The sequence below is a fragment of the Acinetobacter radioresistens DSM 6976 = NBRC 102413 = CIP 103788 genome (genome assembly GCF_006757745.1).
GTDB classification, from domain to species: Bacteria; Pseudomonadota; Gammaproteobacteria; order Pseudomonadales; family Moraxellaceae; genus Acinetobacter; species Acinetobacter radioresistens.
The window spans coordinates 2,968,187-2,982,988 of record NZ_AP019740.1; the positions used below are offsets into that span (position 1 = coordinate 2,968,187).

Below are 14,802 nucleotides of genomic sequence, written 5' to 3' on the forward strand. Positions count from 1 at the left end.
GATGAAAATTAATTTTCCGCTGCTTGCCCTTGCAGTCGGTGCGTTTGCGATTGGTACAACCGAATTCTCGCCAATGGGACTGTTACCTGATATTGCCGGGGATCTTGATGTTTCTATTCCGAGAGCTGGTATGCTGATTACTGGTTATGCGCTGGGCGTAATGCTTGGCGCTCCAGTGATGACTTTATGGTTTAGCAGCTTTAGCCGCCGTAAGGCACTTATTCTACTTATGGCTATTTTCACTATAGGTAATTTGCTGACAGCAGTTTCTACCAGTTATATGAGTCTGATGGGTGCACGTCTTATCACCAGTTTAAACCACGGTGCATTTTTTGGAATCGGGTCTGTAGTAGCCGCCAGTGTCGTTCCGGTCCATAAACAGGCCAGCGCAGTAGCAGCTATGTTTATGGGTTTGACTGTTGCCAATATTGGTGGTGTCCCTCTGGCAACCTGGGTTGGACAAAATATTGGCTGGCGAATGTCCTTTCTGGCAATTACCGGTCTTGGTCTGCTGACGATGCTATCTTTATGGAAAGCCTTACCTAAAGACCATAGAGGTAGCAGGCCTGATGTAAGAGCTGAGCTGAAAGTATTGACACGCAGGCCGGTCGTACTGGCAATGCTGACCACAGTATTGGCCTCTGGTGCAATGTTTACCCTGTATACCTATATTGCCCCGAGCCTGGTTGAATTTACCCAGGCATCTCCAGGATTCATTACCTTGATGCTGGTACTGATTGGTATAGGTTTCTCGATCGGCAATCATTTAGGCGGAAAATTTGCTGACCTGTCTCTGGACAAAACCCTAATCGGTTTCTTTGTATTGCTGATCGTCAGTATGCTGCTCTTTCCGTTACTGGCAAAAAATCCACTGGGGGCAGCAGTCGGACTGGTGATCTGGGGCATAGCCACCTTTGCTCTGGTACCCCCTTTACAGATGCGGGTAATGTCAGCCGCTCATGATGCACCAGGACTTGCGTCCTCAGTTAATATCGGGGCATTTAATCTGGGTAATGCGCTTGGCGCTGTAGCGGGTGGTGCCGTACTTAGCATGGGCTGGAGTTATATGGCAGTGTCGGTCAGTGGCGCAGTACTGAGCATAGTAGGCCTGCTTCTGGTATTCATCCAGAGGAAAGGACAACAGCCTTCCATAGCCTGTGAATCATAAGTGTTATCAATTTCAGCCTGTAAGGCAGGCTGAAATAACGTTATTGAATAGCTACAGGAAGTTTGGCATTGATATACATAGGCCGTTCAAGCTCGGATCGCATGATTTTAAGCATTTGGTAAGGCTGCTGTTCCACAAATATGTTCATAAAACTGATGGGCAAACTGCCTTCCGGGTTTACATATCCCATTGTGGTGACTTTAACTTTATTTGCACCTAAACGCTGAAAAGTCCAGTCCCCCTGATAGTCTTGAAGACGTATATAGTCAGGCTGACTAAAACGGGAGTCTGCCATACCCCGGTTACGGATATTCACTGTACCATTACGCTCTCTAGTAATTTTACTTTGAATAATAAGGTCACGATCTTTAAGCGGAAAAGGTAAGTCCATTACCACATGCAGCAAAAATTCTCCAGCTTGATCATCTCGGTTTAATATACTGATTTTCCCCATATATGGGACCCATTGTTGGGCACGCTCAACATCCATAATCAGCGCAACAGCCCGTTCCAAGGGTACATTAAATACTGTCTCTGCCTTATAGGATGCAGCCGGGTTGCGAGACATCTGGTAAGTCCAGACTTTGATATTCTGTTTATTAATTTTTAGTCTGGCCTGCTCTGCCGAGGTAAATTGAGTAATTAACAGACTCAGTAACATCAAGCAAATATTGAATATAGTTTTCTTTCTCATTTTTATTTTTCATACTTTTTATATAAGTGTAATCAGGCCCCTTTCTTCCTGAAAAGGGCCATTAGCGCTACATCTGGATATCATTGAATCCAAGCACATCTTTCATATCATATTTACCTGCTTCACGTCCAACGACCCATGCGGCTGCACGTACTGCACCGGCGGCAAAATTCATCCGGTTGGTTGCCTTATGGGTCACTTCGACACGCTCACCTTCCCCGATAAACATGACAGTATGCTCACCAACAATATCGCCACCACGAATAGTTTCAAAGCCAATGGTCTGACGCTCACGTGGGCCAGTATGGCCTTCGCGGCCATAAACTGCCACTTCTTTTAAATTACGGCCCAAGGTATCCGCAATCGCTTCACCCATCATGAGCGCAGTACCCGATGGAGCATCGACTTTATGACGGTGATGTGCTTCAATCACTTCAATATCAACTGTATCACCAAACACTTTTGCTGCAAGCTCGAGCAGTTTGATCGACACATTGACTCCAACTGAATAATTGGCTGCATAAACTACAGGTGTCTGGCTAGCACTTTCTTCCAGTACGGCTTTTTGTTCATCATTCATGCCAGTGGTTCCAATGACCATTGCTACCCCTGCTTCACGGCAAAGTTTCAAGTGCTGTTCAGTGGCAGCAGGTGCAGTAAAATCAATGATTACATCACAATCATTAAGCACGTCAGCCAGCTGACCAGATACTTTGACTCCCAGCGTACCAATACCTGCCAGCTCACCCGCATCGGCTCCTACCAGTGAGCTCTCTGGACGCTCTACTGCTGCTGCCAGCTGGTAACCTGCCTGCTGGACAGCCTGAACCAGAATCCGGCCCATACGGCCACCTGCACCTAAAACACCAATACGTGGAGTTGCTGACATAACATTTTCCCTGCAGTCATCTTTAAAATTGCTCTACTATAACAAAACTCTTCCCGCTCTCTGAAACTTGTCTGGAAAAATTATGGCTTAAAGTTCCTTTATAAAAATGAACCATTAAGAAAACAAGCAGTTCAAAGAAGAAGCAATATTTTTAGCTCATTCATGACTTTATTTATCCAGTTAACTGCTGAAAAATATTAAAAAATGTTCAGACAATTTCGTATTTTTCACAATTCTTTAAACAAGCAGGCGCAGACTAGCCAGCACCATTGGGTGTCATCAAATAAGGAAAAGATATGCGCTTTCACTTTACGGGTTTGGGAATCGTTTTAATACTGTGTACGGGTGCAGTCTGGGCTGAGCCGGTAGTTCAAGCGGGCGATACACTGGCAAATTTATCTACAGCACGCATCACGACGACTCTGCGCCAGACCTCTTTACCGTCTGGGACAGTACAGGTTCAGAATGAAACAGCTACAAGTATTGCAGTCGAGGAAATTGACACTATTATGCCCGATGAGCAGACAAGTAGAATACAGGAACAGTCTTCTGCGGCACAGGTTACCCAGCAGAGTATACTCCAGGCCTCTACCTCAGCCACTGGGCAGGAAGAACTGGTAAGCTGGAATGATATTGATGCCATACAGCCAGAATAAACCTGTGACTAAACAGACAGGTTTGTTAAGTATTCCAGATTATTTTAAATAAGAAAAAGCAGCTATGAAGAAAAGCTCCTCAATAGCTGCCTTTTATCTCAGAGCACCTGCTTAGTCAAACAGGCGATCAAAGAATGACTTTTTCTTCGGTGAAGACGTACTGTCTTCACCATCAAAAGAGGCCTGCAATTCTTTTAGCAGTTCACGTTGATGGCTGGTCAGATTGACCGGAGTTTCAATCACGATACGGCAAAGCAGATCGCCTACCATGCTGCTTCGTACCGGACGTACGCCTTTACCCCGTAAACGGAACAGCTTTCCGGTCTGGGTACCTTCAGGAATTTTCAGACTTACACGGCCTTCAAGTGTAGGAATCTGGATTTCCTTGCCAAGCGCTGCATCAGCAATGCTGACAGGCACATCCATATACAGATCAGCCCCATCACGCTGGAAGATTTCATGCTCACGCACTACGACTTCAACATAGAGGTCACCTGACTGGCCATCACGAATAGCTTCGCCCTTGCCACTCAGACGTACCCGGTCACCATTATCCACACCTGCAGGAATCGTAACTTCCAGAGTCTGCTGACGGTCTGCAACACCGGAACCATGACAGGCATGACATGGGTTTTTAATAATTTTACCTTGGCCACGACAAGTGCTACAGGTCTGCTGTACAGAGAAAAAGCCCTGCTGCATCCGTACCTGTCCTGCACCGTGACAGGTTTTACAGGTTTCTACATCATTTGGATTCTTGGAACCCTTTCCATGACAGACTTCACAAGGCGCAGGCGCATTGAAAGTAATAGTTTTCTTGACACCACGTACTGCCTCTTCAAGTGTCAATTCCATCACATAACGCAGGTCGGAACCACGGCGTTGACGCTGCTGACGTCCACCACCACCAAAAGCCCCGCCAAAGATATCACCAAACTGGCTAAAAATATCTTCAGCACTAAAACCGCCAAAGCCGCCGCCTGCGCCGCCAAAGCCGCCTTCAAACGCGCTATGACCCATACGGTCATACATACTACGCTTTTCGCTGTCAGACAGGACTTCATAAGCCTCTGAGGCTTCTTTAAATTTTTCTTCAGCTTCCGGGTTATCAGGATTTCGGTCCGGATGATATTTCATCGCCAACTTTCGGTAGGCTTTTTTAATCTCATCATCACTTGCGGTTTTGGAAACCCCTAAAACCTCATAATAATCACGTTTAGCCATGACTGGCGATGCTCCTCACGGAATTTTAATTTATACAACTGCCGTGTAAAATTGGGGATTAGGTACTGTTTTACAAGGGCAAAGCCGGTTTTTTTAAAAGACTTTAAAAAACTGCCTTGTAATTGAAGAACTTGGAAATACCTTTAATCCAGGCATTTAACAGGAACAGCCAGGCAATCGCAGTAAAGACGACGCCTAGAACTGTACAGGCTGTAACCCAAAGTTCGCTGTCCCAGTAAAAGAAAATCAGCGGAATAAACCATAGCGCTGCAAAAACTGTCATTCCCAAAAACAGCACTATATTTCGCATAATCCATAAGGCATGGGAATTAAGCCAGACTTCTGCATGATCGACACCAGCAACTTTGCGCGCCAGAATATAGGCAATGACTGCGGTAATGACACTAAATAATGCCAGAAACATGAAAACATACGAGATCGCAATATAACGGCGATGCTGTGCGAGTGTATCTTGCCTCATGGATTCTCTGACCTCATTCATTGCATGCATCAGTTATTTTTATGCAATGAAATTTGCTGTGTTATTTTGTGTAAAAGATAAGGTGTTACTATATTGAAGTTTTCAATATTTCGCACCTCATATTCAGCAAAAATTACTGCATATTTACGGTTTTTTCACCTTAAACCATGCTGCATATAAAGCTGGCAAGAAAAATAGTGTTAACAGCGTCGCAATAATCAGTCCACCCATAATCGCTACAGCCATCGGACCGAAAAAAATACTGCGTGATAGGGGGATCATGGCCAGAACCGCCGCCAAGGCCGTCAGAATAATAGGACGGAAACGCCGAACCGTCGCATCAATAATGGCATTCCAGCGATCATGACCGGCCTGTATATCCTGCTCGATCTGGTCAATCAGGATCAGAGAGTTACGCATAATCATGCCAGACAGGGCAATCGTGCCCAGCATGGCCACAAAACCGAAAGGTTTGTTAAACAGCAACAAAAAGATGACTACACCAATCAGGCCAAGAGGTGCGGTCAGAAATACTATCAATGCCCGCAAGATACTCTTGAGCTGTAACATCAGTAAAGTCATGACCACAGCCAGAAATAGCGGCATTCCTGCATTTACTGAACTTTGGCCACGTGCCGACTCTTCCACTGTCCCGCCAACTTCAATCAGGTAACCAGGCGGTAACTCGGTACGTAACTGCTCGATCTGTCCAGCCATTTCATTCACGACTGTTGCAGGTTGCTGCTGACTGCGTATGTCTGCCCGGACTGTAATGGTCGGTAAACGGTTACGATGCCAGATCAATCCCTCTTCAAAGCTGTAATCAATCTGGGCAATCTGGGCCAAAGGAACAGTACTCCCTTGGCTGGTCGGTACGGCCAGGCTGGCCAATGAACCGACATCCACCCGTTCTGCCTGGTCTCCTCTTAGACGGATCTCAATCAGTTCACGTTTTTCCCGGTACTGGTCAATAGCCGCCCCGCTGATGGAACTGTTCAGGAATCCGGCCAGATCAGCACTGCTAATTCCCATCTGGCGAGCGCGGTCCTGATCAATATTTAAAATAATGGTCTTGCTGGGCTCACCCCAGTCCAGATGTACATTGGTAGTATTTGGATTTTTACCAATGACCTGCGCTACACGCTCTGCCCACTGACGGACCAAGCTTAAATCCTCACCTGAAACCCGGTACTGAATCGGATAACCGACCGGAGGCCCATTTTCCAGTAATGACACCCGGGTACGAACTTCCGGTAAAAGTTTACGGATCTGCTGGTCCAGTGAGCGACGGATTTCATCCCGATCATCCAGAGAAGAAGCCAGTACAACAAACTGGGCAAAGCTGGCTTGAGGTAACTGCTGGTCCAAAGGCAGATAAAATCGTGATGAACCGGTTCCGACATAGGCTACAAAATTATCAATACCCTCTTGTGTGGAGAGGAATCTCTCGACCTTTTTGACAGCATTTTCAGTAGCAGTAAGCGAGGCACCTTCTTCAAGTTTTAAATCAACCAGAATTTCAGCACGGTTAGATGGTGGAAAGAACTGCTGTGGCACCAGTTTAAACATGAGGATTGACAGTATAAATAATCCCACTGTACTGATGATGACGGTCTTACGATAAGTTACACAGGTATTGACGAGTTTTCTGAACCGTTGATAAAAACCGCTTTGATAGGGATCATGAACTTCATCCAATGCATGTACCGGTCTGACCGGCTCTGGTTCAGGGCGTTTGCGCAGCCGCGCCCATAGACGCTGGTACCATGGTGCCCGAACCGGTAACTGATTAAAATCAGGTAAAAACTTCTCACCTAAGTAAGGAACAAACAGCACTGCTGCGAACCAGGAAACAATCAGGGCAATTGTGACTACCTGAAAAATAGAACGGGTATATTCACCAGTACTTGAAGCAGCTGTGGCAATTGGCAGAAAACCGGCAGCAGTAATCAGTGTTCCGGTCAACATTGGAAAAGCTGTACTGTTCCATGCAAAACCAGCAGCTTTTATACGGCTGTAGCCCTGCTCCATTTTAATAGCCATCATTTCGACAGCAATAATGGCATCATCTACCAGCAGACCTAAAGCCAGAATCAGGGCACCAAGTGAAATCTTGTGGAGTCCGACATCAAACAGGTTCATTCCGGCAAATGTCATCGCCAGCACAAGCGGTATAGAAAAAGCCACCACCAGACCGGTGCGAAAGCCCAGAGAGAAAAAGCTGACCAGTAGAACAATAATAACTGCTTCGGCCAGTACTTTCATAAACTCGTTAACACTACGTTTCACTGCAACTGGCTGGTCAGATACTTTTTGCAGTTGCATACCCAGCGGCAAGGTTTTCTGTAACTTAGCAAAGGTATTTTCCAGATTTTTACCCAGCGCCAGAATATCTCCACCCTTACGCATGGAAACGGCTATTCCAATTCCATTTTCACCCATAAAGCGCATCCGCGGCTGGGCCGGCTCACTAAAGCCGCGGTAAACCTCTGCCACATCAGATAACTGGATGGTCTGCCCGCCGACCAGTAACGGCATCTGTTTTAATTCTTCTACACTTTGAATCTGTCCGCTCACCCGTAGCTGGATACGATCAGTTCCGGTTTCAAAGAATCCGGCATTAGCAACACTATTTTGCTGTTGCAGGGCCTGCTGGATGGCAGTCACCGGGATACCCAGCTGTGCTGCCTTGGTATTAGAAATTTCAACCCAGATTTTCTGGTCCTGTAGTCCGATCAGCTCAACTTTACCGACGTCCTTGACCCGCTGTAACTGTAACTGTAAACGGTCGGCATATTCTTTTAAAATGGCGTAGTCAAAATCTTTTCCGGTCAGTACATAGATATTGCCAAAGGTATCTCCAAACTCGTCATTAAAAAATGGCCCCTGTACACCTTGAGGTAATTGATGGCGAATATCACTGACTTTTTTACGCACGTTGTACCAGACATCGGGAATCTGGTCTGATTTGAGCGAGTCCTTGGCAATAAAGGTAACCATTGACTCGCCCGGCCGGGAATAAGCCATGATGCGTTCATATTGTCCGGTGGTCATCAGCTCTTTTTCAATACGGTCAGTAACCTGCAAGGAAACTTCTCTGGCTGTTGCTCCCGGCCAGTAGGTTTGTACCACCATAACCTTAAAGGTAAATGGCGGGTCTTCACTTTGTGCCAGTTTGGAATAAGAATAAATGCCGACAATACCCAGCAATATCATTAAATAAAGTACTAATCCTTTATGACGCAGTGCCCATTCCGACAGGTTAAACTTCATGGTTGTGCTCCTGCTGCAAGCTTCGCCGGACGATTATCACGGTCTACCGGATGAATTCTCTGCTTGTCATGCAACAGGTGTACTCCTCCAATTACTACCCAGTCCCCAGCTTTGAGACCGGAAAGTACGGGCACAGAGTCCCGGCCATAGGCTCCGAGCTGAACTGGTACTTTATGTATGCGTTGATCCGGCTGAAGAACCCAAATATAAGGCTGTTTTTCATGGGCAGATACACTGGATAAAGGCACACTCAGGACATTCGGCTGACTATAGTCAAAAAATACCCGTGCGCTTTGCCCGAGCTGAATGGCAGATGGCCCTTCACGTAACGCAACTTTAACCTTGAAGGTACGTGACTCATCTGCTGCAGGTGAGATTTCCCGAACATAAGCGGCTAATCTGGCTTGTGGCTGTGACCAAAGGGTAACCCAGGCAGTCTGACCAACTTTTATAGCGCTGGTAGTCTGTTCGGGTATGCCGATAACTACGTCCCGGTCGCCATCAATTGCCAGCTGATATGCTGCCTGCCCGGCTGCTACCACTTGCCCAACCTCAATATTACGTTCGGTAATCACGCCCGCTCGATTAGCCTGCAGCTGGTTATAGCGGGTCTGGTTGGTACTGACCTGATAATTGGACTGGGCCTGACGATAGGCGGACTCAGCCGATTTATACTGGTTTTCAACCGCGTCATACTGGGAACGGCTGACTGCATTCATCGGCAGCAGCTGTCTAAAGCGCTGTAATTCATCGGCCGCTATTTTTAAAGCAGCTTGAGCACTTTCCAGCTGGGCCCTGGCAGCATTACTTTGTAGTTGTGCATCACTCACATCCAGCCGGGCCAAGACCTGCCCTGCCCGGACTCGATCCCCTACCTCCGCCAGCCGGGCAGTAACCTGCCCGCCAACCCGAAAAGCCAGTGCTGTCTGCTGGCGGGCCTGAACCTCGCCGGCATAACTTTTCTGTTCATGATGCGTAGTCAAGGGCTGTGCGACCATTACATAAGGAATTTCTTCAGTTTGGGGAGCTTCCCGGCTACACCCCCCTAAAGTCAGGTAACACATAAAAATCAGGCTCACCAGGGCGGATTTGGTTAAACTCATGCAAATTACTCTTATTTCAGATTTATTTTTAAGGCAGAATAATGATCGCTATACTAAATTGTTTATTTTTTAATTAATATACCGCGCGGTACATAAATTAAAATATTTTTAATTCTTCTTTTATTTAAAGTTTCTGGATAATGGTGTGCAAATAACAGCAGGTCGTCCTAAAGATTTGGAAAAACGAGCCCGGATCCTGGCCGCAGCCAAGTGTATGTTTTTAAAACAGGGCTATCACGGCTCCAGTATGAACCAGATTGCATCTGAAGCCGGTGTAACCAAGCTGACGGTCTATAATCATTTTCAGGACAAAGCCACTTTATTTACCTGTGCCATTGAAGAAAGTTGCGAGGAAGCGATACCGGCCCGCCAGTTCAGTCTGCATGCACAAAGCCATTTTGCTAAAGAGCTGTATCAGGTCTGTAGCCGGGTATTACATTTAATTTACCTGCCAGAAGCGCTCAAGCTTGAATATATACTGCTGCAGCTGGCAGCCGAGCAGAGTCCTCTGGTAGAACAGTTTTTTAAGGCTTCGCATCAGCGCCTGACCAATAGCCTGACAGATTTCTTCCGCCAGGCTATTGAGTTGAGCTTTATTCAGCCAGCTGCCCCGGTCATGTATACCGAGCTATTACTTTCCCTGTTATTGGGTATCCGACATCAGCATGTATTACTTGGTATGCAGCCGGCTCCAGATCAGCAAGAACGTGACTGCATGATTCAGCAGGCCATTGAGCTGTTTTTATTACGCTATCAGGTTCGCTCATCTCCACCTTGAACCAGACTTCTACTCTATTTTAAAAATTTTAACTGTATTGCCTGTTATTTTTTGCACAAAAGATCAGGAATTCAAATTCTCTGTCTTGGCAAGTCACATAATCGCGGTATAGTCAAAAAGATATAAGGAAAACAGCCTCAGGAGAAAGGTGATGATTCAACAAATTGATGCCCCGTTACGTGAAGATGTCCGTTTGCTCGGTAATCTTCTGGGTGAAACCCTCAAACTGCATGCGGGACAGGATTTGTTTAATCAGATTGAACAGATTCGTGCTTTGGCTAAAGGTGCACGTGACGGACAAAAAGAAGCAGAAAAACAGCTCGAAGAACTATTTTCAACATTAAAAGATGAAGAAATTCTGCCCCTGACCCGGGCTTTTTCCCATTTTCTGAACTTTGCCAATATTGCCGAGCAATATCATCTGGTCCGCAGCCGGAGACAGCATGAATTCGATGAAAATGCTCCTTCTCCGAACCCGCTTGATCACCTGTTTCAGAAATTTAAACAAAAAGACATCAGTGCTGATGCGCTCTACCAGCAAGTTTGTGAACTCAAGATCGAGCTGGTACTGACTGCACATCCTACAGAAGTCAGTCGCCGTACCCTGATTCAGAAATATGATGGAATCAACCAGTGCCTGTCGCGTCTGGACCAGCAAAAACTGACCCCTCATGAACGTCAGAGTGTACTGGATGAAATGAAGCAGCTGATCTGTTCAGCCTGGCAAACCGATGAAATCCGCCAGCATCGTCCAACCCCGATTGATGAGGCAAAATGGGGTTTTACCACTATCGAACAAACCCTGTGGAATGCTGTACCTAAATTTATTCATGAACTGGATCAGCTGGTACTCGAGCATTGTGGCCGACCTCTGCCGCTCGAAGTTGCACCTATTCGCTTTGCTTCATGGATGGGCGGCGACCGGGACGGGAATCCGAATGTAACCCATCAGGTTACACAGGAAGTTTTATGGCTATCACGCTGGCAGGCTGCTGATCTGTATGTACGTGATATTGAAGCCTTGCGCTGGGAACTTTCCATTCAGAACTGCTCCGAGGAAATGAGCGAAGCGTTGGGATATACCCACCCTGAACCCTACCGGGAATATCTGCGTCAAACACGCGAACGTTTACGCGCTACCCGTCACTGGCTTGCACAGAAATTACAGGGGCAAGATGCTGACGCCAGCCTTGTTATTCATAGCAAGGACGAATTACTCCAGCCTTTACTTCTCTGTTATCGCTCACTGATGGCCTGTAACCTGCCAGAAATTGCCAATGGCCGACTGCTGGATTTTATCCGTCGGGTTAACTGTTTTGGTATCGAACTCTTAAAACTGGATGTCCGTCAGGAGTCGGGCCGTCATCGCCAAGCCATCTCGGCCATTACTGAATACTTGGGTCTGGGAAATTTTGACACCTGGACAGAACAGGCACGCCAGAACTTCTTGTTGCAGGAATTACAAAGTAAACGGCCTTTACTGCCTAAACACTTCAATGAGCCGGCACAAAGTCTGATCCTGCATCCCGATGTTCAGGAAGTGTTTGCGACCATGCAGACCTTGGCCGAACAGCCATCTGAAAGCCTGGGTGCTTATATTATATCTATGGCGGAGTACCCGAGCGATGTACTGGCCGTACTGCTACTGCAAAAAGAAGCAGGTATACAACGACCATTGCGTGTTGTGCCCCTGTTCGAAACCTTAAAGGATCTGGATGGTGCAGCCGCTACGATGGCGACACTGTTCAATATGCACTGGTACAGACAGCACATTCAGGGTAAGCATGAGGTAATGATCGGATATTCCGACTCCGCAAAAGATGCCGGCTTTATGTGTGCCAACTGGGCACAATACCGTGCTCAGGAAGAGCTAACTGCGGTGGCCCGGCAACATGCTGTTCAGCTGACTCTGTTTCATGGTCGTGGTGGTTCTATTAGCCGTGGTGGAGCACCGACCCAGCAGGCTTTATTCTCCCAGCCGCCCGGTTCAATATCAGGGGCTATTCGGGTAACAGAACAGGGTGAAATGATTCGCTTCAAATTTGGTGTGGAAGGTATTGCCCTGCAAAATCTGGAAATTTATACCGCGGCAACGCTAGAGGCGACTTTATTGCCACCGCCAGAACCTAAAGCCGAATGGCGTGAACTGATGCATCGCATGACTGATCTTTCAGTACAGGTCTATCGCCAGACTGTACGGGAGAATCCACACTTTGTGCAATATCTGCGTACTGTAACTCCTGAGCTGGAACTGCAGATGCTGCCGCTAGGCTCACGCCCGGCCAAACGTAAAGTCAGTGGCGGTATCGAATCCCTGCGTGCTATTCCATGGGTATTTGCCTGGACCCAGATCCGCCTGATGCTCCCTGCCTGGCTGGGTACAGGTGCTGCGCTGAATCAGGTACTGGATCAGGGCCAAAAAGAACTGCTGGATGAAATGTTACAGCAATGGCCTTATTTTCAGACACTGATAGACATGCTGGAAATGGTGCTCTCTAAGGCCGATGCCCATGTAGCGCTATATTATGAGGCTCATCTGACTGATGACCCTGAACTCAAAGCACTTGGACAAGAGTTGCGTCAGCGTCTGCAAGATGCAGTTCAGACTTTACTGGCACTCAAGGGTGAATCCAAGCTGCTTAGCCATAATGAAGTACTGGATCAGTCAATGCGGGTGCGTAAACCGTATCTGTTGCCCCTGCACCTGTTACAGGCTAAATTGATGAAACGCCGCCGGATCTATCTGGCTGAACAGCAACTTGAACATACACCGGTTGACCACGCCCTGATGGTCAGTATTGCCGGTATTGCCGCAGGTTTACGTAACACAGGCTAATCCATACTTTAGCAAATAGGTTTTAAATACTTAAAATCTCTGCCAGTAAATAAGATTTAATTTACTGGCAGATCAATATGTAGCTCTCATCCGTTTTGCCATTCCGATCAGACTCTATTAAAAAATATTGCTTAAAACATATTATTTTTATCTCATGCAAAAATTATTTTTAAAGTCAATACTCTAAAAAATCATAAATTAATTGATTGATTTCGTAAAATTTAGCGTATTCAACCTTTTTACCGGTTGGTAAAAAAACCAAAAAACTATTGTAATTATCATCATTTAATTTTACTGGAGAGATTAATTCTCCAGAAAAGAAAGAGTATGATGTCGCCAGTTTGAACTTCAAGAGCTCATTTTATGTCCAATTGGTTTCCCAAATGGCGTCCTTATGCCGGTCATATTGACCAGCGACCCGTCTCTACCAATGAATATCTCCCTCCGGCACAAAGTGTAGTTTTAGGTATCCAGCATGCATTTGCCATGTTTGGCGCAACGGTACTTGCACCTTTACTGATGGGCTTTGATCCTAACCTAGCTATTTTGATGTCCGGGATCTGCACCATTTTATTCTTTTTAATTACAGGCGGCCGGGTACCAAGTTATCTGGGTTCAAGCTTTGCTTTCATTGGTGTAGTCGCAGCAGCAAGTGGCCATGCCATTGGTAGCGGTGTCAATCCGAACCTGGCTGTTGCTTTGGGCGGTATAGTGGCCTGCGGGGTATTTTATGCCATCATCGGTTTCATTGTCATGCTGACTGGTACCCGCTGGATCGAGAAACTGATGCCTCCTGTGGTAACAGGCGCAGTGGTAATGATTATTGGCCTGAACCTTGCGCCAGTGACTGTCAAGAGTGTAGCAGGCAATCAGTTTGATATGTGGATGGCGCTACTAACGGTACTTTCTATGGGTATTATCGCAGTCTTTACCCGTGGACTTTTGCAGCGTTTATTATTGCTGGTTGGGCTACTACTGTCTTACCTGCTTTATTTTATCATTAGTAATGTGCTGGGCTATGGTAAACCGATTGATTTTTCAGTCATCTCGAATGCAGCCTGGTTCGGACTTCCAAGTATGACCACGCCCCGGTTTGAAATGAATGCCATGCTGATTATTGCACCTGTTGCACTGATCCTGGTAGCTGAAAACCTGGGACATATCAAGGCAGTTGGGGCGATGACAGGTGAAAACCTGACCCCGCATCTAGGCAAGGCATTTGTTGCAGACGGGATTGCGACTTCACTGTCAGGCAGTGTTGGTGCTCCCGGTATGACCACCTATGGTGAAAATATTGGGGTAATGGCAATTACCCGGGTTTACTCCACCATTATTTTTGTGATTGCCGGTATCTTTGCAATTTTTCTGGGCCTTTCACCAAAATTTGGTGCAGTCATCTCTACTATTCCTACCGCTATCCTGACAGGTGCATCAATTGTAGTATTTGGCCTGATTACCATTGCCGGCGCCAAAATCTGGATTGAAAACAAGGTCGATTTTGCTAATAACAAAAATCTGGTAGTTGCTGCCGTGACTATTATTCTGGGAGCCGGTAATTTTGAGCTGGTCTTTGGCAACTTTAATCTGGGCGGTATTGGTACTGCAACCTTCGCAGCAATTTTATTGAACTGGTTTTTTAGCCTTAAAGATAAAACCTGATTTGATCTGTTGATTTCGGCAGCCTTCGGGCTGCTTTTTTT

General features: G+C 46.5%; 11 protein-coding genes. 5 read left to right on the forward strand and 6 right to left on the reverse strand.

Annotated elements, in window-relative coordinates:
- Position 1: 1 nt before the first annotated feature.
- On the forward strand, positions 2–1,168 hold the full coding sequence (locus ACRAD_RS14015) for an MFS transporter (RefSeq protein WP_005023917.1): 1,167 nt from the start codon (positions 2–4) through the stop codon (positions 1,166–1,168).
- 40 nt (positions 1,169–1,208) lie between these two features.
- On the opposite strand, the gene ACRAD_RS14020 is transcribed toward ACRAD_RS14015, so the two are convergent.
- Together ACRAD_RS14020 and dapB are read right to left on the reverse strand one after the other, a co-directional pair.
- On the reverse strand, positions 1,209–1,862 hold the full coding sequence (locus tag ACRAD_RS14020; protein WP_026444232.1) for an START domain-containing protein: 654 nt from the start codon (positions 1,860–1,862) through the stop codon (positions 1,209–1,211).
- A 67-nt stretch (positions 1,863–1,929) separates the two neighbouring features.
- Positions 1,930–2,751 carry a 4-hydroxy-tetrahydrodipicolinate reductase gene (gene dapB / locus ACRAD_RS14025; RefSeq protein ID WP_005017661.1) on the reverse strand — a complete coding sequence of 274 codons (822 nt, stop codon included), beginning with the start codon at positions 2,749–2,751 and terminating at the stop codon, positions 1,930–1,932.
- A 296-nt stretch (positions 2,752–3,047) separates the two neighbouring features.
- Here dapB and ACRAD_RS14030 point away from each other — a divergent pair, with 296 nt between their 5' ends.
- Positions 3,048–3,407: a hypothetical protein gene (locus ACRAD_RS14030; protein ID WP_005017659.1), complete on the forward strand. Its 360-nt coding sequence runs from the start codon at positions 3,048–3,050 to the stop codon at positions 3,405–3,407.
- 111 nt (positions 3,408–3,518) lie between these two features.
- On the opposite strand, the gene dnaJ is transcribed toward ACRAD_RS14030, so the two are convergent.
- The 4 genes from dnaJ to ACRAD_RS14050 form a co-directional block, all read right to left on the reverse strand.
- Complete coding sequence (dnaJ, locus tag ACRAD_RS14035) at positions 3,519–4,631, reverse strand: molecular chaperone DnaJ (protein WP_005017657.1); 1,113 nt, start codon at positions 4,629–4,631, stop codon at positions 3,519–3,521.
- 103 nt (positions 4,632–4,734) lie between these two features.
- Positions 4,735–5,112 carry a hypothetical protein gene (locus ACRAD_RS14040; RefSeq protein ID WP_005017647.1) on the reverse strand — a complete coding sequence of 126 codons (378 nt, stop codon included), beginning with the start codon at positions 5,110–5,112 and terminating at the stop codon, positions 4,735–4,737.
- A gap of 144 nt (positions 5,113–5,256) precedes the next feature.
- Positions 5,257–8,385, reverse strand: a complete 3,129-nt coding sequence (locus tag ACRAD_RS14045; RefSeq protein ID WP_005023910.1) for an efflux RND transporter permease subunit — start codon at positions 8,383–8,385, stop codon at positions 5,257–5,259.
- Complete coding sequence (locus tag ACRAD_RS14050; RefSeq protein WP_005017645.1) at positions 8,382–9,488, reverse strand: efflux RND transporter periplasmic adaptor subunit; 1,107 nt, start codon at positions 9,486–9,488, stop codon at positions 8,382–8,384. The genes ACRAD_RS14045 and ACRAD_RS14050 overlap by 4 nt, the downstream gene beginning before the upstream one ends.
- A 145-nt stretch (positions 9,489–9,633) precedes the next feature.
- Here ACRAD_RS14050 and ACRAD_RS14055 point away from each other — a divergent pair, with 145 nt between their 5' ends.
- The 3 genes from ACRAD_RS14055 to ACRAD_RS14065 all read left to right on the forward strand — a co-directional run bounded on the left by ACRAD_RS14055 (position 9,634) and on the right by ACRAD_RS14065 (position 14,761).
- A complete protein-coding gene (locus tag ACRAD_RS14055) occupies positions 9,634–10,266 on the forward strand; it encodes a TetR/AcrR family transcriptional regulator (protein WP_005017644.1) in 633 nt (210 codons plus the stop codon).
- A 151-nt stretch (positions 10,267–10,417) separates the two neighbouring features.
- Positions 10,418–13,102 carry a phosphoenolpyruvate carboxylase gene (ppc, locus tag ACRAD_RS14060; RefSeq protein ID WP_005023907.1) on the forward strand — a complete coding sequence of 895 codons (2,685 nt, stop codon included), beginning with the start codon at positions 10,418–10,420 and terminating at the stop codon, positions 13,100–13,102.
- A gap of 363 nt (positions 13,103–13,465) precedes the next feature.
- The gene (locus ACRAD_RS14065) at positions 13,466–14,761 is read left to right on the forward strand and encodes a solute carrier family 23 protein (protein ID WP_005023905.1); all 1,296 of its coding nucleotides are present in this window, start codon (positions 13,466–13,468) and stop codon (positions 14,759–14,761) included.
- Positions 14,762–14,802 lie beyond the last annotated feature (41 nt).